The organism is Micromonospora rosaria (assembly GCF_001567585.1).
Lineage (GTDB): Bacteria > Actinomycetota > Actinomycetes > Mycobacteriales > Micromonosporaceae > Micromonospora > Micromonospora rosaria.
In genome coordinates this window covers 1-23,752 of the sequence record NZ_LRQV01000111.1, presented here as the reverse complement: position 1 = coordinate 23,752, position 23,752 = coordinate 1, and the positions used below count along the sequence as shown (strand labels likewise).

20 protein-coding genes are annotated in these 23,752 nt (G+C 73.2%); 3 read left to right on the top strand and 17 right to left on the bottom strand.

From position 1 onward, the window contains the following. The 4 genes from AWW66_RS24020 to mtrA form a co-directional block, all read right to left on the bottom strand. A partial coding sequence (locus AWW66_RS24020) for a ComF family protein (RefSeq protein WP_425413303.1) occupies nt 1-444 on the bottom strand: 444 nt, incomplete at its 3' end. 5 nt (nt 445-449) lie between these two features. Then, nucleotides 450-2,255: an LpqB family beta-propeller domain-containing protein gene (locus tag AWW66_RS24015; protein WP_396890507.1), complete on the bottom strand. Its 1,806-nt coding sequence runs from the start codon at nt 2,253-2,255 to the stop codon at nt 450-452. Then, a complete protein-coding gene (gene mtrB, locus AWW66_RS24010) occupies nt 2,252-4,006 on the bottom strand; it encodes an MtrAB system histidine kinase MtrB (RefSeq protein WP_067370762.1) in 1,755 nt (584 codons plus the stop codon). Before mtrB ends, AWW66_RS24015 begins: the two co-directional genes overlap by 4 nt. 13 nt (nt 4,007-4,019) lie before the next feature. Beyond that, the gene (mtrA, locus tag AWW66_RS24005) at nt 4,020-4,709 is read right to left on the bottom strand and encodes an MtrAB system response regulator MtrA (protein ID WP_067370760.1); all 690 of its coding nucleotides are present in this window, start codon (nt 4,707-4,709) and stop codon (nt 4,020-4,022) included. Between the two features lie 235 nt (nt 4,710-4,944). On the opposite strand from mtrA, the gene AWW66_RS33955 reads away from it, so the two are divergent. After that, the gene (locus tag AWW66_RS33955) at nt 4,945-5,109 is read left to right on the top strand and encodes a hypothetical protein (protein WP_157527802.1); all 165 of its coding nucleotides are present in this window, start codon (nt 4,945-4,947) and stop codon (nt 5,107-5,109) included. Between the two features lie 81 nt (nt 5,110-5,190). On the opposite strand, the gene ahcY is transcribed toward AWW66_RS33955, so the two are convergent. The 12 genes from ahcY to AWW66_RS23945 all read right to left on the bottom strand — a co-directional run bounded on the left by ahcY (nt 5,191) and on the right by AWW66_RS23945 (nt 19,749). Next, entirely contained in the window at nt 5,191-6,690 is a 1,500-nt protein-coding gene (ahcY, locus tag AWW66_RS24000; protein WP_067370759.1) for an adenosylhomocysteinase, read from the bottom strand. Nucleotides 6,691-6,947: 257 nt separating this feature from the next. After that, nucleotides 6,948-8,111: a mannose-6-phosphate isomerase, class I gene (manA, locus tag AWW66_RS23995; RefSeq protein ID WP_067370758.1), complete on the bottom strand. Its 1,164-nt coding sequence runs from the start codon at nt 8,109-8,111 to the stop codon at nt 6,948-6,950. Nucleotides 8,112-8,113: 2 nt separating this feature from the next. Continuing rightward, the gene (locus tag AWW66_RS23990; protein WP_067370757.1) at nt 8,114-9,088 is read right to left on the bottom strand and encodes a cation diffusion facilitator family transporter; all 975 of its coding nucleotides are present in this window, start codon (nt 9,086-9,088) and stop codon (nt 8,114-8,116) included. 28 nt (nt 9,089-9,116) lie between these two features. Then, on the bottom strand, nt 9,117-10,313 hold the full coding sequence (locus AWW66_RS23985; RefSeq protein ID WP_067370755.1) for an SIS domain-containing protein: 1,197 nt from the start codon (nt 10,311-10,313) through the stop codon (nt 9,117-9,119). Beyond that, on the bottom strand, nt 10,310-10,489 hold the full coding sequence (locus AWW66_RS23980) for a Trm112 family protein (protein WP_067370753.1): 180 nt from the start codon (nt 10,487-10,489) through the stop codon (nt 10,310-10,312). The genes AWW66_RS23985 and AWW66_RS23980 overlap by 4 nt, the downstream gene beginning before the upstream one ends. A gap of 60 nt (nt 10,490-10,549) precedes the next feature. Continuing rightward, nucleotides 10,550-11,935: a phosphomannomutase/phosphoglucomutase gene (locus AWW66_RS23975; RefSeq protein ID WP_067370751.1), complete on the bottom strand. Its 1,386-nt coding sequence runs from the start codon at nt 11,933-11,935 to the stop codon at nt 10,550-10,552. 69 nt (nt 11,936-12,004) lie between these two features. Continuing rightward, nucleotides 12,005-13,243 carry a hypothetical protein gene (locus AWW66_RS23970; RefSeq protein WP_157527799.1) on the bottom strand — a complete coding sequence of 413 codons (1,239 nt, stop codon included), beginning with the start codon at nt 13,241-13,243 and terminating at the stop codon, nt 12,005-12,007. Between the two features lie 232 nt (nt 13,244-13,475). Next, nucleotides 13,476-13,913 carry a hypothetical protein gene (locus AWW66_RS23965; protein ID WP_067370748.1) on the bottom strand — a complete coding sequence of 146 codons (438 nt, stop codon included), beginning with the start codon at nt 13,911-13,913 and terminating at the stop codon, nt 13,476-13,478. A 94-nt stretch (nt 13,914-14,007) separates the two neighbouring features. After that, entirely contained in the window at nt 14,008-14,469 is a 462-nt protein-coding gene (locus AWW66_RS23960; protein WP_067370746.1) for a hypothetical protein, read from the bottom strand. Then, on the bottom strand, nt 14,466-18,962 hold the full coding sequence (locus tag AWW66_RS23955) for a toxin glutamine deamidase domain-containing protein (RefSeq protein WP_067370744.1): 4,497 nt from the start codon (nt 18,960-18,962) through the stop codon (nt 14,466-14,468). Before AWW66_RS23955 ends, AWW66_RS23960 begins: the two co-directional genes overlap by 4 nt. A gap of 18 nt (nt 18,963-18,980) precedes the next feature. After that, entirely contained in the window at nt 18,981-19,325 is a 345-nt protein-coding gene (locus tag AWW66_RS23950) for a hypothetical protein (protein ID WP_067370742.1), read from the bottom strand. Continuing rightward, the gene (locus AWW66_RS23945; protein ID WP_245648461.1) at nt 19,318-19,749 is read right to left on the bottom strand and encodes a YbaB/EbfC family nucleoid-associated protein; all 432 of its coding nucleotides are present in this window, start codon (nt 19,747-19,749) and stop codon (nt 19,318-19,320) included. Before AWW66_RS23945 ends, AWW66_RS23950 begins: the two co-directional genes overlap by 8 nt. Before the next feature lie 72 nt (nt 19,750-19,821). On the opposite strand from AWW66_RS23945, the gene AWW66_RS23940 reads away from it, so the two are divergent. Further along, entirely contained in the window at nt 19,822-21,054 is a 1,233-nt protein-coding gene (locus tag AWW66_RS23940; protein ID WP_067370740.1) for an SUKH-3 domain-containing protein, read from the top strand. A gap of 25 nt (nt 21,055-21,079) precedes the next feature. On the opposite strand, the gene AWW66_RS23935 is transcribed toward AWW66_RS23940, so the two are convergent. Beyond that, entirely contained in the window at nt 21,080-22,510 is a 1,431-nt protein-coding gene (locus AWW66_RS23935; protein WP_067370737.1) for an aldehyde dehydrogenase family protein, read from the bottom strand. A 162-nt stretch (nt 22,511-22,672) separates the two neighbouring features. Between AWW66_RS23935 and AWW66_RS23930 the strand changes: the two genes are divergently transcribed. Then, nucleotides 22,673-23,752 (top strand): sigma-54-dependent transcriptional regulator family protein (locus AWW66_RS23930; RefSeq protein WP_067370734.1); only part of this gene is annotated, 1,080 nt, incomplete at its 3' end.

Below are 23,752 nucleotides of genomic sequence, written 5' to 3'. Positions count from 1 at the left end.
CCGGACCGGCCAGCCCGCCGCCCGGAGCCGGGCCGCCGCGTGCCGGGTCAACCGGCCCAGGTGGTCGCCGTACCGGGCGCGGGCCGCCGCGGCGGTGTCCGGCACCCCGACCAGCAGCACCGGCCGGACCGGGCCCACCGCCACCGCGACCACCTCGGCGAGCAGCGCCCCCAGCGGCCGGGCCAACCCGTGCCGACCCCGTTCCTTGTACGCCAGCAACGCCTCCCGCAGCACCCCGTCGTACGGGCCGAGGGCGACGCAGGGCGGCAGGCCGGGCGGGGCCGGGGTGGGCCGTACCGGCCGGGGCCGCAACGCCCGCAGCACGCCGGCACAGTCGACGCAGACGCCCTGCCGCAGTGTTGCTCCCCGCCGCCGGCACCCGGCGCACTCGGCCGGCAGCACCAGATCGCCGAGATCCGCCCAGAGCCGCCCGAGATCCGGCACGACGGTCAGTGGAAGAAGAACGGCGCGGTCGGGTTGCCCTGCTGCCCGGTGCCCGACTGCGGGGTGAGCAGCACCTGCTCCTGCTTGATCCGCTCGAACGGGTTGCTGCGGTAGGCCACCCCGTTCGCCTCGTACATCAGGGTGCCGATGGAGATCGAGACGACCGGGTTGACCGGGTACGCCGCGAGGTGGGTCACCCGGGCGCCGACGTCGCTGTTGAGCGGGGTCTCCAGGGCCCCGTCGACGCTGGTCTGGTGCACCGCCGGCCGGCCACCCGATCCGGCCACGACGAGCGTGTTCTCCCCCGACCAGTCCACCGCCGACAGGTCGGTCAACGAGACCGGCACCCGCCGGGCCGGGCCCAGCCCGACCTGCCCGCCGTCCATGTTGACCGCGGCCACGTAGAGCGCGCCACCGGCGATCACCGCGACCCGGTGCCCGTCCAGGGCGGCGGCCACCGCCGTCACCGGCCCCTCGGCGTTGAGCAGCGGCACCGGCTCCATCTGCGCGTCGGCGCCGAAGCGGTACAGCCCACCGTCGGCCACCACCAGCCCGTACGGCCGGTGCGGCTCGGCCGAGCGCAGCCAGACCGGCCGCCCGATTGCGTCGTACGGGGCGCTGGTGATGGCGATCCGGACCGGGTCGGGGCCGCCGCCGACGCCGAGCCGCTGGCGGCCGTCGGCGCCGGCGAGCACCACGGCGGCGAGGACCCGGTCCCCGGCGCGGGCGAGCGCCGCCGACACCACCTGCTGGCTGGCGGTGGTCACCACCGGCACCGTGCCGCTGGGCTCACCGGCGAAGGCGAGCGGCTGGATCGTTCCCTCGTAGACGCAGAACCGCTGCGGGCTGTCGCTGATCGGGTAGGCCAGGTTGGCGAGGCGGTGCTCGCGGAGGCTGTCGATCACCCGGCGGGTCTGGTTGCGGCTCTTCAGCTCCAGCGGGCCCTGCAACTCCGGCAGCGACCAGGCCAACTGGGTGGCGAGCTGGTCCAGGCGCTGGTCGTTCTCGCCCGGCATCTCCAGGTTGACCTCCCACCGGCCGTCCGACTCGGTGGCGTTGTTGATCAGGTTGGTGCCGTCGGGCAGCCGGCTCACCCCCGGGCCGAGCCAGTCCGACGGGCCGGCGGTCAGCCACCGCACCACGTCGGTCACCCGCCGCTCGGCGGGCACCGAGAGTGGGAGGTACCGCTGGTCGGGCACCAGCCGGGTCCGCGCCGAGTTCCAGAAGTAGATCGTCTCGGCCTGGTAGAACTCGCGCAGCGCGGAGTCGCTGAGCAGCAGCACGTTCGGCGGGTTCCGGACGTACAGCCCGTTGCTCTCCTCCCGCTCCCCGGTGTCCAGCTCGAAGCGGTACTCGGTCTCGGTCGCCACCGGCGGCACCAGCGTGCCGTTGGCGCGCAGCAGGCCGATCTGCTGGACCACGAGCCGGACCTTGGTGCTCTCCACGTCCGCGGTGATCACCGGCTCGTCCCGCAGGCGCACCACGGTCAGGCCGATCTCGCTGCCCTGCTTCTCCTGGAGGCGGTCCCGTTCCAACGGGTCGATGAACTGCTTGACCCGCTGGTACGCCCGGTCCGGCTCGCCGGCCGCGGCGGAGAGGAAGTTCCGGACGAAGGCGTCCGGGTCGGTGCCGGCGGCGGTCCGGTTCGGTGGCTCCGCGCTGCGCAGGCTCGACGAGCCGGCCACCACCGACGGCCCGCGCTCGTCCACCTGGACCTCGGACTCGTTCGGGATGCCGCAGCCGGTCGGCCCGGTCAGCAGCAGCGTCCCGACGAGCAGCACGGCCACCGCCCGGCTGGCCCGCCGGATCACGACGGCACCTCGGCGCGGTCGACGGGCGCCGGGTCGATCGCCAGCGCGCCGTCCGGACCCGGGCCGATCGCCAGGGGCCCGCCGCCGTCGCGGGGCCCGCCGAACGGGAGCGTGGCGTCGGCGGGCACCAGCCGCAGCGGCGAGGTGGTGAGCCGGTCGCCGGCCCGCGCCGGCAGGGTGAGCCGGAACTGGGCGCCCTGCCCGGGAGCGCCCCACGCCTCCAGCCAGCCGCCGTGCAGCCGGGCGTCCTCCACGCTGATCGACAGCCCCAGGCCCGTCCCGCCGGTCTGCCGGGCCCGGGACGGGTCGGCCCGCCAGAACCGGTTGAAGACCAGCTTCTCCTCACCCGGCTTGAGCCCCACCCCGTGGTCCCGGACGGTGATCGCCACCGTGGTCTGGTCGATGCCCAAGGTGATCAGCACCGGCCGGCCCTCCCCGTGCTCGACGGCGTTGCCGACCAGGTTGCGCAGCACCCGGTCGACCCGGCGCGGGTCGACCTCGGCGATGACCGGGGTGCTCGGCAGGTCCAGCTCGATGGTCACCCCGGCCCGTTCGGCCAGCCCGGCCAGCCGATCGACCACCCGGTGCACCATCGGGACCAGGTCGGTCGGCTCGGCGTCCAGCATCGCGAAGCCGGCGTCGAAGCGGCTGATCTCCAGCAGGTCGGTGAGCAGCTCCTCGAACCGGTCCAGCTCGGCCTGGAGCAGTTCGGCGCTGCGGGCCACCGCCGGGTCGAACTCGTCGCGCTCGGCGAAAATCAGGTCAGCGGCCATCCGGACCGTGGTCAGCGGGGTCCTCAGCTCGTGGGAGACGTCCGAGGTGAACCGCCGCTGCAACCGGGACATCTCCTCCAGGCGCAGGATCTGCCGCTGGAGGTTGGTCGCCATCTGGTTGAACGAGGCGGCGAGCAGCGCCAGGTCGTCCTCGCCGTTGACCACCATCCGCTGGTCGAGCAGGCCGGCGGAGAGCCGTTGGGCGGTCCGGGCGGCCACCCGGACCGGGCTCACCACCAGCCGGGTGACCAGGGCGGCGAGCAGGCCGAGCAGGAGCACCAGGGCGACCCCGGTGGCGACCACGGTCGCCCGGGCGTCGGCGGCGGTGGCGTCCTGCCGGTCCAGCGGGACGAGGTAGTAGAGCTCCAGCTGACCGAACTTGGTCGGCACCGGCGAGCCGTAGACCAGGTACTTGCTGCGCTGGTCGGTGAGCCGGCCGGTGCGGATCTGGTGGGCGACGTTGCCGTCGGCGACCGCGTCGCGCAACTCCTTGCTGATCAGCGGCCGGTACGCCACGTCCGACGAGCTGCGCGGCTCGATGATGCCGGTGTAACGGTCGGCGGTCAGCGCGACCACCACCCCGTTGGTCTGCTGCGGGTCCCCGCCGGCCAGGTAGTTGACCGTGCCCTCGATGGTCTCCTGGAGCTGCGCCTCCTGCGGGGTGCTGTAGAAGCTCAACTGCTTGGCGGAGTACTCCCGGCCGTTCTGCAACCGGAGCAGGACGTCGGTCTTGGCGTTCTCCAGCAGGATGCTGGTGATCTTGTCAGCGATCAGGTACGCGAACCCGCCGACGAGCAGGCTGGAGACCACGAGCGTGATGGTGACCACCCGGACCTGCAACGACCGCCGCCAGGTCCGGTGCACCCGACCGGCCAGGTGGGCGAAGCGCCCGCTCAGGCCGTGCCACAACTCCCGCACGGCGTCACGCCGGCGGGAGGGGGACGGGGAGGGCCCGGTGACGGTCGGGGAGGTGGTCACAGTGCGACCAAGGCTATCCCGTACCCGCCTTGTAGCCCACGCCCCGCACCGTGAGGATGATTTCCGGGCGCTCCGGATCCGGCTCGATCTTGGCCCGGAGCCGCTGCACGTGCACGTTGACCAGCCGGGTGTCGGCGGCGTGCCGGTAGCCCCAGACCTGCTCCAGCAGCACCTCCCGGGTGAACACCTGACGCGGCTTGCGGGCGAGCGCGACCAGCAGGTCGAACTCCAGCGGCGTCAGTTTCACCTCCTCGCCGTTGCGGCTGACCGTGTGCGCCGGCACGTCGATGGTGATCTGGTTGCCGGACGGGCCGATGGTCAGCAGCTCCGGGGCGACGTCCTCGCCCCGGCGCAGCCGGGCCCGCATCCGGGCGACCAGCTCCTTCGGCTTGAACGGCTTGACCACGTAGTCGTCCGCGCCGGACTCCAGGCCGAGGACCACGTCGACGGTGTCGCTCTTGGCCGTCAGCATGACGATGGGCACGCCCGACTCGCCCCGGATCGCGCGGGCCACGTCGATACCGCTCATTCCGGGCAACATCAGGTCCAGCAGGACGATGTCCGGCCGGTTGTCCCGGAACGCGGCCAGTGCCCGTTCCCCGTCGGCGACGAAGGAGGGCAGGAACCCCTCACTGCGCAACACGATGCCGAGCATCTCGGCGAGCGCGGGGTCGTCGTCAACCACCAGTACCCGGGCTCTCATGGGGTTTATGGTCCCATCCCTGTTCACGTCGAAGTGATTGCGTCACCCGGCACGGTACTGCGCTCGGCCGTCCGGCGACACCCGACCCGCGCCGCCACGCCCCGGGTGAGGCGTGTTGGGCGGAAACGGTACGCGCTCCGGGCTCGGCGCACCGCCCCCACCCCGGTCCGCGCCTCCCGGCGGACGCGGGACTGTGGCAAGATCCGGCACGCCCCATCGGGAGGGAGGCGGGACAATGGCGGGTCTGAGGGCGTTCCTGCCCTGGTTGACGGTGCTCGCGGTGGTGCTGCTGCTCAGCGCGCTGCGGCTGCGGGTGCTGGCCACCGTGGTCTCGCTGGGGTGGCTGGCCTGGTGCGTCTGGACCTGGGTGCGCCCCGGTCGACGCCGCCCCGGGGCCTGACCCGCCGGACGGCTGCTTCGCCGGACGGCGCAGGGGCCCGGCCGCGTCGCGGCCGGGCCCCTGCGGGCGTGGTCGGTGCGGTCAGTAGCGGTAGTGCTCGGGCTTGAACGGCCCCTCGGGCGCGATGCCCAGGTACGCGGCCTGCTCCGGGCTCAGCGTGCTGAGCTTGGCGCCGAGGGCGTCCAGGTGCAGCCGGGCGACCTTCTCGTCGAGCTGCTTGGGCAGCACGTAGACGCCGATCGGGTACTGGTCGGTCTTGGTGAACAGCTCGATCTGGGCGATCGTCTGGTTGGCGAACGAGTTCGACATGACGAAGCTCGGGTGGCCGGTGGCGTTGCCCAGGTTCAGCAGGCGCCCCTCGGAGAGCACGATGATGGCGTGCCCGTCGTCGAACCGCCAGAGGTCGACCTGCGGCTTGATGTTCTCCCGCCGCACGTCGGAGCGCTTCGCCAGGCCGGCCATGTCGATCTCGTTGTCGAAGTGGCCGATGTTGCCGACGATGGCCTGGTGCTTCATCCGGGCCATGTGCTCGTTGGTGATGACGTCGAAGCAGCCGGTCGCGGTGATGAAGATGTCGGCCTGCTCGACCACGTCGTCCAGGGTGGCGACCTGGTAGCCGTCCATCGCCGCCTGGAGGGCGCAGATCGGGTCGACCTCGGTCACCACGACCCGGGCGCCCTGGCCGCGCAGCGACTCGGCGCAGCCCTTGCCCACGTCGCCGTAGCCGAGCACGACGGCCATCTTGCCGCCGATCAGGGTGTCGGTGGCCCGGTTGATGCCGTCGATCAGCGAGTGCCGGCAGCCGTACTTGTTGTCGAACTTGCTCTTGGTCACCGAGTCGTTGACGTTGATGGCCGGGAAGAGCAGCGTGCCGTTGCGGTGCATCTCGTAGAGCCGGTGCACGCCGGTGGTGGTCTCCTCGGTCACGCCCTTGATGCCGGCGGCGATCCGGGTCCACCGCTGGCCGTCCTCGGCGATCGTGCGGTGCAGCAGTTCGAGGACGACCGCGTACTCCTCGGAGTCGGCGGACTCGACCGGCGGGACGGCCCCGGCCTGCTCGAACTCGGCGCCCTTGTGGACGAGCAGGGTGGCGTCACCGCCGTCGTCGAGGATCATGTTCGGCCCCTGCCCGTCCGGCCAGGAGAGCACCTGCTCGGTGCACCACCAGTACTCCTGGAGGCTCTCGCCCTTCCAGGCGTACACCGGGACGCCGGCCGGCGCCTCCACGGTGCCGGTCGGGCCGACCACGATCGCGGCGGCGGCGTGGTCCTGGGTGGAGAAGATGTTGCACGACGCCCAGCGCACCTGCGCACCGAGCGCGACCAGCGTCTCGATCAGCACGGCGGTCTGGATGGTCATGTGCAGCGAACCGGTGACCCGGGCACCCGCCAGCGGCTGGGCGTCGGCGAACTCCCGCCGGATCGCCATCAGACCGGGCATCTCGTGCTCGGCGAGCTGAATCTCCTTGCGCCCGAACTCGGCGAGCGACAGATCCGCCACCCGGTAGTCGCCCTCGGCGAGGGTCTTCGGCCGTACCTCGGTCGGCGCGCCAGGGGTGGCGGCCGGGAGGGTGCTGGTCATGAAAGCTCCTGTCGAACGATGTACTGCCCGACCCTCCACCTTACGCGGGCGGCGGACAGCGCACGGGGCGGTCGGCCCCGGACGGGTCGTCCCCGTCCACCAGCCGGCCGCCCCGTGCATCCCCCCGGTTTGGTTCCCGCGCGCTCTCGGACCATCGTCGCGACAACGCTGCGCACCCACAGCGTCACACCGGGCGATCGCCTCGTCAACCCATTCCGGGAATTTCGGAAAGGCGTGTTGCGCCGGAAGTGCCGGAGTTACCCCACTCCGACCGTGGCGACGTACGCCTCGCCGTCGCCGGTGAGCACCAGCGGACCACCCGCCGCCGGCCCCACCGCCGCCTGCCCGGAGCGCACCGTCACCGGCCCGGTCCCGTCGTCGACGGTCACCTCCCCGGTGGCGCAGAGCACCACCCGGGGGCCGGTCACGGTCAGCCGGACCGGCGCCACCCCGGCGGCCACCGCGACCCGGTGCAGCACGAAGTCCGGCACCGGCACCGGCCAGGTCACCACCCCCGGCCCGGCGTCCCGGGCGACCACCAGCGGGTCGTCGAGCACCTCGAAGCGCAGCACCCGCAGCAACTCGTCGACGTCCACCCGCTTCGGGGTCAACCCGCCCCGGAGCACGTTGTCGCTGGCCGCCATGATCTCCACCCCGCAGCCGCGCAGGTAGGCGTGCAGGTTGCCGGCCGGCATCCAGATCGCCTCACCGGGCGCCAGCCGGACGTGGTTGAGCAGCAGCGCCACCAGCACCCCCGGATCGCCCGGATAGCCGGCGGCCAGCTCCCGGGCCAGATCGGCGTCCGGCCCGCCCGCCCCGGCCGCCAGCACCGCCGCCACCAGGTCGGCCCGCTCCCCCGCCGGCCAGGTCAGCAGCGTGCGTACCGCCGTGCGCAGCCCGTCCGGCCCGGCGGCGAGCGCGGCGACGACCGGCTCCAGCGCCGGCACGCCGAACGCGGCCAGCGCCTCGGCCGACACCGTCGGGTCCCGGAAGCCGCAGAGCGCCTCGAACGGCGAGAGCGCGACCAGCAGCTCCGGCTTGTGGTACGGGTCGACGTAGTTGCGCTGCCCGGCGGGGCGCCCGGCGTCGGCGGCGTACCCGGCCCGCGCCTGCTCCGCGTCCGGGTGCGCCTGCAGGCTCAGCGGCGCCTCCGCGGCCAGCACCTTGAGCAGGAACGGCAGCCGGGGGCCGAAGCGGTCGACCACCCCCGCGCCCAGCCACCGCCCCGGCTCGGCGGCGAGCAGGTCGGCCAGGCTCACCCGACCCCCGTCCCGGGCCACCTCCGCCGGGGCGCCCGGGTGCGCGCCCAGCCACCACTCCGCCTCCGGCCCGGGGCTGGGCACACACCGCCCCTGCAACCGGGCGATCGCGGCGCGGGAGCCCCACGCGTAGTCCCGGATCGGCCCGTACAACAACTCCATGCTCAGCGCTCCGCATCCTCCACCGGACCCTGCCCCGGGCTGGCCGGGCCGCCCCGCGCCCCCGCCGGGGAGTAGATGTCCGGCTCCAGGTAGATCACCCGGGCGATCGGCACGGCGGCCCGGATCCGCGCCTCCACGGCGTCGATCCCCCGGGCCACGTCCGCGGCGGTCTCGCAGGCCGACACCGCGACCTTCGCCGCCACCATCAGCTCGTCCGGGCCGAGGTAGAGCGTCTTCATGTGGATGATCCGCTCCACCTCCGGGCCGGCGGTGACCGCCTGCTCGATGGCGGCCACCTCCTGCGCCTCGGCGCCCTCGCCGAGCAGCAGGCTCTTGGTCTCCACGGCGAGCACCACCGCGATCACCACCAGCAGCACGCCGATCATCGCGGTGCCGGCCGCGTCCCACCGGCCGTCACCGGTGGCCAGCGTCATCCCGACCCCGAACAGGGCGAAGACCAGCCCGACCAGGGCGCCGAAGTCCTCCAGCAGCACCACCGGCAGCTCCGGGGCCTTGGCCCGGCGGATGAACCGCACCCAGGACTGGCCGCCCCGGACCAGGTTCGACTCGTGGATGGCGGTCCGGAACGACCCCGACTCCATCGCGATCGCCACCACCAGGACGGCGACCGGCACCCAGTGCCAGGCGGTGATCGCCTCCGGGTGCGACCACTTGTGGTACGCCTCGTAGAGGGCGAAGAGCCCGCCGAGGCTGAACAGCACGATCGACACGAGGAACGCGTAGACGTACCGCTCCCGGCCGTACCCGAAGGGGTGTCGGGGGGTCGCCGCGCGGCGGGCGCGGCGACCCCCGAGCAGCAGCAGGCCCTGGTTGCCGGAGTCGGCCACCGAGTGGATCGACTCGGCGAGCATCGACGAGGAGCCGGTCAGCAGGAACGCGACGAACTTCGTGACCGCGATGCCGACGTTCGCCAGCAGCGCCGCCACGACCGCCCGGGTGCCGCCGGACGCGCTCACGCCCGCCCTGGCCCGGTGCCGCCGGTGCTCACGGGTTGGCCAACTCCTTCATCTCGGTGACGGCGGGGACCGCCATCGGGTCCAGCCCGTGCGCCAGCGCGAGGTAGACCGAGGCGAAGTCCGGCACCGCGACCAGCGAGGCGAGCCGCTCCAGCGCGGACCCGCCCTCGGCGGTCACCACGTCGCACCGCACCCCGCGCCGCTCGGCCAGGGTCTGCACCGCGTCGGCCCGGCGCTCCTCGACGGCCAGCGGCTCGTCGGCGTCGTCCTCCGGGTTCAGGCCGCCGTCGCGCAGCAGCACCAGCCGCAGCCGGGTACCCCGCTCGTCGGTGTCGTCCGGGTCGGCGAAGATGTCCCGCGCCGACTCGACCAAGCCACCGAAGACCCCGTCCAGCAGGCCCACCCGGCCCCGGCCGGCCTCGCCGAGCGCCCCGGTGACCACCGGGTACCGGGCGTTGGCCGACAGCGTGTCGCCGAACCGGCGGGCCGCCACGGTGGCCAGCGGCGACGAGCCCCAGACGATCGGCACCGAGCCGGCCAGCCCCAGCGCGAGGGACTTGGCCGGGTTGACGAAGGACTCGGCGGTGGGGCGGCTGCGGTCGGCGTCCGCGTCCAGCCGGGCCGCGGTCTCCGCCAGGTCCGCCTCGTTGACCTTGACCAACCCGAGGGTACGGGCGGCGAGCAGCACCGGGACGGTGAGCGCCCAGAGGCTGGCCCGCGCCGGGGCCCGCCGGGGCACCGGGATGAACGGGGCGCGCGCCCGCTCGGCGACCGACTGCAACTGCGAGTCGGGGGCGCCGACGGCCACCAGCCGGGCGCCCCGCCGGTGCGCCGCCTCGGCCGCCGCGAGCGCTTCGGGGCTGCGGCCGGAGGCGCTGACCGCGATCACCACGTCCGCCGCGCCGACCCAGCCGGGCACCCCGGAGCTGCGGTGCGGGATCACCGGGACCGGGCAGCGCGGCCCGGCCACCGTGGCCAGCACGTCACCGGTACGCCCGGCGGTGCCGATCCCGGCGATGACCACCGCCCGGGGCCGCCCCTCCTCGGCGAGGACCGAGAGGTTCGCCTCGGCGGTGAGCGCCGCCGACTCGCGCACCTGCGCGCCCGCCGAGGCGGTGTGCCGCAGCATCCCGCCCGGGTCGTGCTCGGCCAGGACGTCCGGATTGTCGAGCAGTGCCTCGTCGGGGTCGCGGTGCCCGCTGACCCCCGCCGTACCCTCGATCACGACCGCGGCCCGCCCCGCGCCTCGTCCAGCAGCAGCACCGGCACGTCGTCGCGGACCTCGAAGATCCGGCCGCACTCGGTGCAGGTCAACGTCTGCGCCTGGGCGTCGTAGTCCAACGGCGCGTGGTGTGTGTCCGGACAGGCGAGGATCTCGAGCAACTGCGGGTCCAGGGCCACGGCGCGGCTCCTTCCACGGGAGTGGTCTACCGGCCGGCGGTGCCGACCGGCGCAGGGATCTTATCGACGTACCCGGTCGAGCACCTCGTCCCGGAGCGAGATCATCCGCTCCCGCGAGGGGGCCTCGACGTTGAGCCGCAGCAACGGCTCGGTATTCGACGCGCGCAGGTTGAACCAGGCCCCGTCGGGGAAGCGCAGGGTGAGCCCGTCCAGCTCGTCGGCGCTCGCCTCCGGGTACGCCGCACGCACCTCGGCGACCTTCGCGGCCTGGTCGCGTACCGTCGAGTTGATCTCGCCCGAGGCGACGTACCGCTCGTACTCCGCGGCCAGTTCGGACAGCGGCAGCGCCTGCCCGCCGAGGACGGCGAGGGTGTGCATCGCGGCCAGCATGCCGGTGTCGGCGAACCAGAAGTCGCGGAAGTAGTAGTGCGCGGAGTGCTCACCGCCGAAGACCGCGTTGGTCCGGGCCATCTCCGCCTTGATGAAGGAGTGCCCGACCCGGGCCACCAGCGGCTCGCCGCCGTGCTCCCGGATGATCTCCGGCACCGCGCCGGAGCAGATCAGGTTGTGGATCACCGTGGAGCCGGGGTGCTTGGCCAGTTCCCGGGTCGCGACCAGGGCGGTGATCGCCGACGGCGAGACCGGCTCCCCGTGCTCGTCCACCACGAAGCAGCGGTCCGCGTCCCCGTCGAAGGCCAGCCCCAGGTCGGCGCCGTGCGCGCGGACCGCCTCCTGCAGGTCGACCAGGTTCGCCGGGTCCAGCGGGTTGGCCTCGTGGTTGGGGAAGGTGCCGTCCAGCTCGAAGTAGAGCGGGACGATCTCCAGCGGCAGGGCCGGCAGCGCGGCGTCGCCGAGCACGCTCGGCACCGTGTACCCGCCCATGCCGTTGCCCGCGTCGACGACCACCTTGAGCGGCCGGACGGTGCTCAGGTCGACCAGTTTGCGCAGGTGCGCGGCGTACTCGGGGAGGATGTCGCGGCGCTGCGCCGGCCGGGGCGGATGGCCGGTCGGGCGGGCGACCGTGCCGTCCAGCAGGGCCTGGGCGCGGTCGCGGATCTCGGCCAGGCCGCTGTCCTGCCCGATCGGGCGCGCGCCGGAGCGGCACATCTTGATGCCGTTGTACTGCGCCGGATTGTGACTGGCGGTGAACATCGCCCCGGGCAGGCCGAGCGAGCCGGAGGCGTAGTAGAGCATGTCGGTGGAGGCCAGACCGATCTCGATGACCGAACGCCCGGCCGCCTGCACCCCCCGGGCGAAGGCCGCCGCCAGCCCGGGACCGGTGGCCCGCATGTCGTGCGCGACCAGCACCGCCTCACCGGGCTCACCGGTGGTGTCGAGCAGGTGGGCGAGGGCGGCGCCGAGGGCCTCGGCGGCCCGCTCGTCCCACTGGTCCGGCACCGTCCCACGGACGTCGTACGCCTTCACGATCTGGGACAGATCACTCACCGGTACCGCTCCTCGTTTGCAGGTCGTCAACGAAGCTGAGCGTATCGGAGCGATCCCACGTCACCCGGGTCAGTCGGGCAGCCGGGGCATGATCCTGGTCGAATCGCCGCCCTCCGGGGGCTCCGGGTGCCGGGGAGCCGGGCCCGCACCGAGCGCCGGGTGCCCCTCCGGACGGGGCACACCCGACGTCCCCGCCGCCGCGTCGGGCGTCCCACCGGGCCGGGCCGGCGGCACGGAGGCACCCGCGCCCGGGGCACCGCCCGCCGGGCCGGCGGGGTGCGCGTCACCGGTGGGGGCCGACGGGCCGGCGGCACCGGGGGGAGCACCGTACACGTTGCCGGCGGGCCGGGGGGCCGGCGAGCCGTACAGGCCACCGGACGGCGGCGCGGGCGGACGGGCGTACCCACCGGCGGGGGCCACCGGGCCGCTGCCCGCCGGCGGCGGCCCGCCGGAACGGTAGGTGGTGCCGCCCGGGTTCCGGGGCTGCGGGATAGCCGCCCCGTCCGGCGGCAGCACCGGATGCTCCCCGGCGGCCCCGGTCGACTTCCGGTCCGCCCGGGATCGGCGGATGAGCAGCAGAATCAGTCCGAGCCCGAGCACCACCATGGCGACGCCGAAGTACAGGATCGGTGACCCGAGACCGGACGGGGCCGCGGCGGCCCGCTGCTCGGCGGCGACGGCGGCCATGGTCGGCTGCGCCGCGACGACCGGCGCGGCCTCGGTCGTGGCAGCCTCGGTCGGGCTGGGGGTCGCGCTCGGGCTCGGACTCGGGCTGCGCGACGGCGTCCGCGTCGGCGTGGGTGAACCGGCGAGCCGCCCGCCGACCCGCGCGACGGTCGCCTCCTGCCCGAACGCCCCGCCCTGCCCGGTGGTCACCTGGCCGATCACCGCCAGCCGGCCGGCCGGCGTCCCGGCCTCGAACGAGAGCCGGTACCGCACCCGGACGCCCTTGCCCTCGCAGACCACGGGGCGGGCCGGATCGACCGCGGGGGTGCCGACCGCGCCACCGCCGCCGGAGACCCCCACCGGGGCCCAGCGTCCACCCGCGTCGACCTCCACCCGCACCTGGTCGGCGCGCAGCCCGTCGAGGCGCAACCCCAGCACGGTCCGCACCCGCACACAGCCCTCGCTCCGCTTGCGGACCTCCACCGTCACCGCACCCGGCGAGCCACCGGCCGAGAAACTGTTGGTCGACCGGACCCGGACCGAGTCCTCGTCGGCGACCGCCGGTGCGGCACCGACGGTGAGCAGGCCGCCCAGCACCGCGCTGGTCGTCACGAGTCGCGCCACGTGCCGACGTACCGACATGATCACCTCACCGTGTCCGCCCCGGGTGGGCCGCGCCGGTCAGGCTACTACCGGGCCCGAGAAACCGCTGTTCGCGCAGCGCTGCGCAGGTGGGCGGCGTTACCTCGGGGACCACCGACAAAGGGACGTACCGGTCAGGACGTCACCGAAGGTTGCCCCCTCGCCCCGGACACCGCGCCCGCACGTGGCCGGTGTCCGGTGATCCTTGACCTCGCCGATCACCGCCTGATCGTCAGGACCCGACGATGTCGGGATCCGCGCCGGGGTCACCTGCCTGCCGCAGGCCCTCCTCGAACATCACGAAGGTCTTCCGTCGCAGCCCTCGCACGATCAGCGTCTCCTCGTCGGTTAACCGCCGGGACTCCCGGTCGGCGGCCGAGAAGATCGCGTCGATGGTCTCGTACAGGGCGAAGACCGGACCCTGCCCGCGCAGGTAACGGGCCCGGTCGCGTTCCGTCCATTGCACGAAATCGTCGGGGGTCAGCGTGCTGATCTCACCGCCGACAGCGAGCAGAATCTCGGGGATGAGGTCGTCGGCGCGCTGCCAACCGCCAGAGTCGACAGAGAGACGCCACGCTTCGATTCCGCCATCCGGATTCGCGACCATCTTGACGGGGCGCTTGAAGTAGGAGAAATAGGCCGGCAACGTCAGGCCAGGCATCTCGGTCATCCCAGCGCTCCCCTGTCAACCCGGCTGCATGATGGCTCTCACGACCAGTTCCTCCTCGGAGCCGGACCGTGCGGGGTCGAGTGTCGGCGCACGCTCACGCGCCGGACTGGGCGTCACCAGGCTGCCGCGCCAAGGTGGGATCAGCCCCGGGGTGGCCGGCGCGCTGCAACTCCTCCTCGAACATGACGAAGGTCTTACGTCGGATGCCGTGCACCATGGCCTGCTCGGCCGGGGTCAGGCGTCGCCGCTCCCCCTCGGCGACGGCGACGATGGCGTCGACGGTCTCGTAGAGCGCGAAGATCGGCCCCTCACCCGACAGGTAACGCGCCCGATACCACTCGACCTCCTGAACGAAACGACTCACGTCGATCGTGAACACGTCGCCGCCCACGGCAAGAACGACGTCCACGAAGAGATCGTTCCTCTCCTTCCAGGCCCCGTCGTCCGCCGACAGCCGCCACAGCCGAGCACCGCCATCCGGAGTACCCACGACCTTGACCGGCGAGTCGTAGTAGAGGTAGTAGGACGGCACAAAACTCGCTGTCGAATCAGTCACTCAAGGCCCCCTCCACACGCATCCCGCAGAGCATCCTCAAAGCACTTCCGCTGATACCGGAGGATGCCATCCGCGATGAGCTGCTCTTTGCGCGTCAACTGCCTGCCCTCTCGCTGAGCCAGCACTCCGAGGTCCCTCCATACCTCGAAAAGAACATGCTCCCACACAGTGATCTCGTCAATCTGCGCCAAGTGTAGTCGGAATTCACCTAGATGACCATTCGACGTCCTCAGCACCAATTGCAGGTCGCGGTATCCACTCTTCTGTGGCAGGCGGAATCGATCCTCGAATGTGACGATCTCGACCTGCGGATGGTCGCGTAACCGCCGGAGCGCCTGATACAGGTGGTCGAGTGAACGGAACTCCACCTTGGCCGCCGCCAGATCCCGAAGGCGGGAAGCATCTCCGCGATGGCCGGCCACTTTGTCCTCGGCCCTGGTGCGAAGCTTCGGTTCCACGCGCCACCCCGGCACACCGACGCGGACGCCGTCCAGCTCCGCGAGCTCGCTGGCGAGCTTGTTCAGGTCGCGTTGGGCCCCGACAGCAGCCGCGTAGAGCCCGTCGAGATACTCCGCCACGTATCCGGAGTCGTTGCGTCGACCCACATCGAAACCGGGCTGGGAGACTGATTTATCACTTCCGATACTGACGCTGATAGCGCGCTGACTCTCAGTAAGCGGAGATGACAGGGACTGCTCGCCATCGACTGCCGGCAAGTCCTGGTACCGCCCGGTCTCGATGTCGTCGAGCACTTCGGTGAGGGCGTCGATCGCCTGCTGGTGTTTGGCCAGGTTGTGCAGCGTGACCGGTCTGGCAGTCAGGGAGACCGCCAGTTCGGGGGTGCCGAGAATGATTCGTACCAGGTCGGGCTGGCGCGCCAGTTGCGCCACCAGCGTCGCGGCCAACTGCGGATGCTCCTTCGGCGGCGACTCTGCGACGTCCGCCAGCATCTGCCGGACCCGTGCATCGGCGAACAGCCGCGCCGCGTTCTGCGCGCCCTGCTCGTCGAGGTGTGTCACGAGTCGACGCAGCGTCGGTGCGTCCAGCTCGGCGGCCAGGTGGGCCGGGTCCACCGTCGGGGCGCGAAGGGCATCGAGGTCCGTGGCGGCGGCGACGACTTCCCGCAGGGACGATTCGACCGGATCGGTTCTACCGTCCGTAGGCTGAGGATCCGGCACGCCAGAGACGGGCGAGGCACCAGGACGGGGATTCGGGGGCATCGCCGAGCCCGGCCCGTCGAGCAGGTGCAACCGGTTGATGTACGGCTCGCCGTACCCCTGGTGGTGCGGGGCCGGCGGGTATTCCGGCAGGTCCGGCCGGTCGCTGTAGCGGCCCCGCTGCAACCCGCCCATCGGCATGGGACGACCGTCCGGACCGAGCACCAGGACGTCCAGCCCGGTGACGTTCTGCGCGTGCGCAAAGCCGGCATGCCCGTACAGCGGACGGTCGGCGACCAGGTTGGTCTGCGGGTCCAGGTAGAGGATGGTGCCGTTCTGGTTGACCGCGACCCAGATGTGCGAGCCGCCGCCCTCCCACTCGTGGACGACGAAAGCCAGGCTGCCGTGCCCGCCGAGCCGCAACTGGTCGTGCAGGTTGCGGTAGGAAAGATCGACGGTGTACGCCACCGCCGCCGGGCCGGCGTCCGGTGGCGTGCACAACCGCTGGAAACGGCCACCGGTGACGTCCTCGATCCGCCCCGTACCGCCCTCCTCGCCGCCGAGCGGGGCCCTGATGTCCCCCTCGGCGTACGCGTCGAAGGTGCGGGGCGCCGCCACCCGTGGACGACCGTGGACCCACGTCTCGAAGAACGACAGAGTGCAGTCGATGCAGTTGATGCCCCGCGTCGGGTCGGCCCGGGGACCGCCGTCGTTGGCGAGCCGGAACCAGCCGCCCTGACGGGGATCAGCAGTCCGGACGACCTGCCCCTCGACGTCCCGCGGCATCTGCCGTTCCAGGTCCGTCTGGTGCAACGCCAACGGCGGACGCAGCCCGCCCCGTACCCCGTACCGGCGGGACCGGTCGATGGTCGGCGGATGCCCGTCCCCGGTCAGCGCTGACCGGTCGCCGGTCTCCACCGCCCCTGGGGCGAGGTCGGCCACATCGTCGTTGATCCGCCGGAAGTCCGCCTCGTCATCAATGCTGACAACCTCAGGAACGACCGCACCGGCCAGCACACTGTCGGCGAGGTCGCGCTGCTGGTGGCACATTCGCTCCCGGAGGCGGGCCTCCCTGACATGGCGGTCGGCGTTGGCTCGGTCCCCGTCGGCGCTCAGGGTGAAGGCGCGTCTGGCCAACCAGCGCGCCTCGTCATAGTGCTGCTCTGCCTTCTCCCGCAGTTCTGTTGCCAGGTCGCGGCGGCGGTTCTCCTCGAACCAGGCACGTTGGGCTTCGAAATAACCCTGGTAGCGACGACGGTCGAGACCCTCCCGCTCGGCTGCCCACTTCGCGGCGTACCACTCCGGTGTACGGGGACGCAGGTGCTCCCAGTCCCCCGGCTGTGGCTGCCGGGGTGGGTCCGTCGGCGGGGTCAGAGGCATCCCGGGGTTCAACGCCTGCATCACCGAGCGGTACGTGGCGGGCGACGGCGGTTCCGGTCGCTGGGCACCCGCGCCCGCCGACCGGCCCACGTCGGCGCCACCGGAGGCTGGTCCGGTGGTCGTCGGTGCGGTGATCGTGCTGCTCACCGGCGACGTCGCACCGGAGGTGGGGCCCGGTGTCGGGGTGGGGTTGCTCGTCGGGCCAGCCGTGGTGCCGGTGCCGGCGTCGACCGGGCCGGTAGCCGGTGTGAACGTGGCCGGGGCGGCCGAGGGCTCCGTCACCACCGCCGAGAGTGTCGGATCGACGGAGGGTGGTGCCGTCTCCCCCTGTCGAGGACCGGCAGCCGTCGGGTCGGTGCCGAGCGGGGCGGGCCTGAGCGGATCCGTCTGCGACTGGATACCGCCAGGGCTGCCCGGCCCGTCGGCGGACGGCGGCAGGACGGTGGTCGGCTCGACAGCCGTCAGGGCGACGGTGGGTGCCGGATCGACCGGCGGGCGGACGACCGGATCCGCCACCGGGGGCACGGCGGTGGCCTCCACGGCCGCCAGGGCCGGAGCGGTCGGCGTTGGTGCCCGCTCCGGCGCGGACACCGTGCTCGCCTGGGCAGCGCTGTCCCAAGTTTCCGAAGTTTCCGGGGTCAGGGCAACCGGGGCAGCGCCCTCCGCCGGGGCAGCGCCCCGGTCGCCGGGCTGGTGGACCTCGGCCAGGGCCTGGGGCATCTCGGGCCGAGCCACAGCGGCAGGAGACTGCGACCCGGTCTCCGACACTGGAGGACCGGAGGCGGCGGCGGAACCGTCCCGCTGCGCCGGAACCTCGCCGCTCCACGTCGGAGGGTACGGCGGGGCGCTGCTCTCCGGCACCCGGCCGGAGCCGGCGACCTCCGGGGGGACAGGCGGTGGGGTGCCGGGCTGCACGGGGGCGTAGGAGGCACCAGCGAGGGCGCTCAGTCTGCCGTCGAGGCGAGCCTGAAGGGCTGCGTCGCTCTGCGCGGTCGCTGACCCTCGGGCCCCGGACACCGCAGCCCGCGCCGCATCCTCCAGGGAGGTCGGGCCCTGGCCGGTGGCCAGGCTGGCCGCGTTCTCCGCGATCACCTCGCCGGTCATCGACCGACCCACGTGCTCGCCGATCCGTGCGACGCGGCCGGTCGCGTTCTTACCCAGAAAGGCCAGCGGGGCGGCAGCACCCCCGGCCAACCCGCCGACTGCGGACGCGCCGAGATCGGCCGCGTCCAGGCCCTGCCGGCGGCCGGTGGTGTTCTGGTACGCCTGGGTGGCGAGCGTGATGCCGCTCTCCTCGGCAGCTTCGACCGCCCCGCCGATCAAGGCCTTACGGGTCAGGCTCCGGGCCGCGCCCTGGACGGTCTCTTTGGCCGCCCGCTCACCGGCCTCCTTCAGCCCGTGCTTGAGCGTCTTGCGGGCAAGCTGGGCGACGAGCCGCCGAAAGATCTGCTGGACGATCACCCGGGTCGCCGCGATCACCGGTGCGGCGGCGGGCGAGGCGGCACCCGCCGTCAACACCGTGACGGTGGCGAGAATCGCCAACTCGGTCACCAGGATGGCCAGCTCGATCCAGACCTCGATCTTGGCGCCTTCGATGTCGCAGCCGCACTCCTCCACCAGCCGGCCCAGATCCTGGCTGATGGCCAGCAGTACCGGCAGCGGCGCCTCGTCGCCGTCGGCGACCCGTCGCCAGGCGGCGTCGAACGCCTGCGCGACCGCCCCGGTCCCGCCGTACCCGGCACGGACCTCGGTGACGGCGGCGACCGCGTCGGCGCGCGGGCCCGCCAGGGCGGCGGCCACCCCGTACCACTGGTCGGCGAGGTCCCAGACCGCGCGTTCGTCACCCTCCGGCCACTCCACCCCCACCACCCAGTTGAGGGCCTCGTAGACCCAACCGGGCAGCTCCCACGGGGAGAACTCCAGAGGGTGCGGGATCGGACTCGGCAACAGAGTCACGCGCGCAACCTCCGAGGGTCAGCGATCGAGGTGACGCCGGTCGGCGATGCGGTCGAGCCGGCCGGCGCTCCCGGCATCCGTCTGGAGGTTCGCGTCGACCGACCGGACCACGTCGGCGCCGAGCCCTTCCACCCGGCGGCCGACGCCCTCCCAGGCCCGGAGCACGACCTCCTCGATGCTGCGGTACCGCTGCTCGAAGGCGGCCCCGATGTCGTCGCGGCCCCAGGGGCGCTGGGCGCTCGACGCGGCGATCTGCCCGCCCATCTGTCGCCGACGGGCGGCCATCGCCTCACCGGCGAGGGACAGATCCTTCCCGCCCCGTCGGGCCCGCCCCGGATCGAGCCACAACTGCCCGTCAGCCATGCTGGTCCAGCCCGCGTTCGACGGCGGCGTCGGCCCGCCGCAGCAGGGCCCCGAAATCACCGGTACGCAGGAAGTCCATCGAGCCCGAGGCGGGTGGGAGGTAGCCCGCCACCAGGTCCTGGGTGGCGGTCGCGGCCTTCGCGGTGGCCCGCTGCACCGTCCTGGTGATCTTCCGACCGAGGGCGGCCCCGTCCCGGTCCCGGTAGACGGCCTGGTCGAGCTCGATGGCGATCACCTCACCCCGGGCACCGACGGTGGCGGTGACCTGCCCGTCCTCGGAGCGTTCCGTCACCCGCAGCTCCGCGAGCTTGACCTGGAGGTCGTCCAGACCGGACCGGAGCTGTCGATACTCCCCGTACACCTCGTCGAACCGGGCTCGGAGTGCTCGATTGGCGTCCCGGTCCACGCTCTCGGCCAACGCCACCCTCCCGTCACCTTCTGTAGGGCAGACCATACCGGGTGCCACGAAATCTGTGGGGTCCGGTAACGTCAGCACGTGATCGACCGTCAACAGGCCGAACAGTTGGCCGAGGTGTGGGCCCGCCGGGACTCCCGACGCCTCGGTCACGAGTGCACGCCGATGGTCAGCGAGTTCGACCTGGGATACGTCATCTTCACCGCCGTGGGGGCCGAGGCCAGGGCGGTCCCCGGCGACCTGCCGACGGTCGTCGTCGACAAGGAGTCGGGGCAGGTGTCGACCTGGCCCCGGGTGCCGACGCAGGTCGTCGAGGAGATGTACCGCAGCAGCCGGCCACCCGGGCCGCAGCCACCGCGCACCGTGGACCCGGCCAGCCAACTCCTGCGCGAGATCCGGCGGCTACCCACCCCGGGCACGGCCGCGCACCTGACCGTGGACGGCCACCTGCACATCGCGTTCGGCGCGAAGGGCGACGTCGACCTCGACCACCATCCGCTGGTCCGTGCCTACCTGGCCGAGCTTCCGTCGGGACACCTGGCCCGGGGCGGCGACCGGCACGCGGAACTGATCGTCGTCTCCGACGTCCTGCACCACTACGACCACCAGCGTGCCGCCAACGGGCAGCCGCCCCTGACCATGGACCAGGCCCGCGCGCTGTTCGAGGCGGCCCGCTTCGAGTGCCACCGCATCCGCGAACCGGGCGACCCGGCCGGCGGCCTCGCCGACCGCGCCTGCGACTCGTGCGTCAACTTCCTGGTCCACTTCAACGTCCTGCCCTGGTCCGACCTGGCCTTCACCCGCGAATGGCGCCCGGAGCCACAGCCACCCATTCATCCGGACCGCTTTCCTCCTGTCGTCGCTTCCACACTGATGGACGCCGGCTGGGAGGACAGCGAGTTCAACGAAGCCCTGTCAGCAGGCGCGATCGCCGAAACATGCGAGGTCATCGGGCAGGCGCACCGCCACCAGCCGTTCCCTGCCGCAGCACAGGCGTTGACCGCCTTCCCAGGCATCATGACCCGCCGACGAGGGCCTGGGGAGGATGTCTGGGTCAGCCGCTTCACCACCAACCCTCTTCGTAGCGCGCACACTGCGGACACGTTGGCTGACTTCGCTGCTGTGCTCGGGGTACGGCTGTTCCCGATCGGCTCGGAGCGTCAGGAGAGCATCCTCGCCGTCGACGAGTACGGTCGGATCTTCGCCCTCGACCAGGCCGGGGAGTGGTTCCTCGGGCCGGACGTGGACGCCGCGCTCACCACTCTCCTGCTCGGCCGGGCCCCGGCCCGGGTACGCGACGACGGCACCTGGTGACCGGCCGAGGCAGGCGGTCGGGCCATCACAGGGCGAGGACGAGGACGCGCGGTTCGGTGTAGTCGTCCATGGCGCTGCGGACGCCCTCCCGGCCCACGCCGCTGCCCTTGACCCCGCCGTACGGCATCTGGTCGGCGCGGTACGAGGGCACGTCGCCGACGATCACGCCGCCCACCTGGAGGGTCCGGGCGGCGGCGAAGGCCACGTCGGTCCGGTGGGTGAAGACACCGGCCTGCAACCCGTACGCGGAGTCGTTGACGGCGGCGAACGCGGCCTCGTCGTCGACGACCCGGGCGACCACCAGGACCGGCCCGAAGACCTCCTCCGCGCTGATTCTCGCGTCGGCGGGCACTCCGGTGAGGACGGTCGGCGGGTAGCTGGCGCCGGAGCGCCGGCCGCCCACCTCGATGGTGGCCCCGGCGGCGACCGCCTCGTCGACCCAGGACTCGACCCGTTGTGCGGCGGCGACGGAGATCAGCGGCCCGACGTCGGTGTGTTCGTCGCGCGGGTCGCCGGTACGGAGTTCCTGCACGGCGGCGACCAGCCGGGGCAGGAACCCGTCGTAGAGCCATTCGTGCACGTAGACCCGTTGCACCGCGATGCAGGACTGCCCGGCCTGGTACGTACCGAAGGTGGCGATCCGGTGGGCGGCGCGGGTGAGGTCCTCGTCGGCGGCCCAGTCGGCGCAGATCACGGCGGCGGCGTTGCCGCCGAGTTCCAGGGTGACGTGCTTCTCGACGGCGGCCCGGCGGACGGCCGCGCCGACCGGCCCGGAGCCGGTGAACGACACGACCGGCAGCCGTGGGTCGGTGACCAGGTCGGCGGCGCGCTCGTTCGGCAGCGGCAGCACCGAGAACATCCCCGCCGGCAGGTCGGTCTCGGCGAGCAGTTCGCCGAGGAGCAGCGCGGTGAGCGGGGTCGCGGGGGCCGGTTTGACCACGATCGGCGCGCCGACGGCGAGCGCCGGGGCGACCTTGTGCGCGACCAGGTTGAGCGGGAAGTTGAACGGCGTGATCCCCAGGACGGGGCCGCGCGGTACCCGTCGGACCAGCGCCACCCGGCCGTCGCCGGTCGGGTCGGTGTCGAGGCGTTGCAGCTCGCCGGAGTACCGGCGGGCCTCCTCGGCGCCCCAGCGGAAGGTGGCGACCGCCCGGCCGACCTCGGCGCGGGCCCACCGGACGGGCTTGCCGTTCTCGGCGGTGATCAGGTCCGCGATCTCGTCGGCCCGCTCGGCGAGCCGGCGCGAGACGTGGTCGAGCGCGGCGGCCCGGACGTGCGCGGGGAGGGCGGCGGCCTCCGCGGCCACCCCGGCCGCCGCCGCGACCGCGGCCTCGACCTGGTCGGGCGTGGCGACCGTGGTACGCCCGACCGGGCGCCCGTCGTACGGGTGGCGGACGGTCAGCTCACCCTCGCCGTAAGCCGGGCGGCCGGCGACGAAGAACGCACGTGGCTCCACGTCGGCAGCCTAGTGCCCGGCACAGGTGTGGAGTGCCCGGCAAGCTGTGGAGTGCCCGGCACAGGTGTTAACAGGGGCCCCTTCCTCTACCGGAGGCGTTAACAGGGGGCCCTTCCTTTCCCGGGGTGAGGTGGGTCACGATGGGGCGGGAGGAGGTCGCCGGTGGCTGACCCGTGGCTCGCCCTGGAGTTCGGTGCCGACCCGGCGGAGCGGATCGCCCGGGTCGGTGCCGCCCACGAGGCGTTCGTCGGCGCCGGTGGCGACCCGGGCCGGCGCGGCAGCCGCCCGCGAGCAGCGCGGGACGTGCCCGGGGTACGGGAGGTGGTCGCCGAGTCGTGGCGGCGGTCCGCCGACGCGCGGCTCGACCCGGAGGTCACCGCCCCGGTCGACCTCACCGACGACGCGCTGGCCGGGTACCGGGCCGGGCACCCGCTCGCCCGGGTCCTGCCGATCTTCCGGGACCTGCTCGGCGGGATCGCCGAGGACGGCGCGCACCTGATGGCGGTCTGCGACGCGGCCGGGCGGCTGCTCTGGGTGGAGGGGCATCCGGGGGTGCTCCGGCAGGCGGAGCGGATGAACTTCGTGCCCGGTGCCCGGTGGGACGAGGCGCACGCCGGCACCAACGCCCCCGGTACCGCGCTGGCGGTCGACCACAGTGTGCAGATCTTCGCCACCGAGCACTTCAGCCGGCCGGTGCAGCGCTGGACCTGCGCCGCCGCACCGATCCACGACCCGGCCACCGGCCGGCTGCTCGGCGCGGTGGACATCACCGGTGGGGACCATCTCGCCGCGCCGCAGAGCCTGGCCCTGGTCCGGGCGACGGCGCGGGCGGCGGAGGCGTTCCTGGCCGGCGTCGACCCGGTCGCCCCGGACCTCGTGCACCTGGCGGCGTTGGGCCGCGACGAGGCGGAGCTGCGGGTGGGCGGGCGGCGGCTCCGACTGGGCCGCCGGCACAGCGAGGTGCTGGTCCTGCTCGCCGTGCATCCCGACGGGCGCACCGGCGAGCAGCTCGGCATCGACCTGTACGGCGACGACCGGCTGCGCCCGGTGACCCTGCGGGCCGAGCTGTCCCGGTTGCGCCGGGTGCTGGGCGCGGAGCTGCTCGACTCGCGCCCGTACCGGTTGCGCGGGCGGCTGCGGGCGGACTTCCGTACCGTCACGGGCCTGCTGGAACGGGGCGACGTGGCGGGGGCGCTGGCCGCGTACCCGGGATCGGTGTTGCCCGCCTCGGACGCGCCGGGG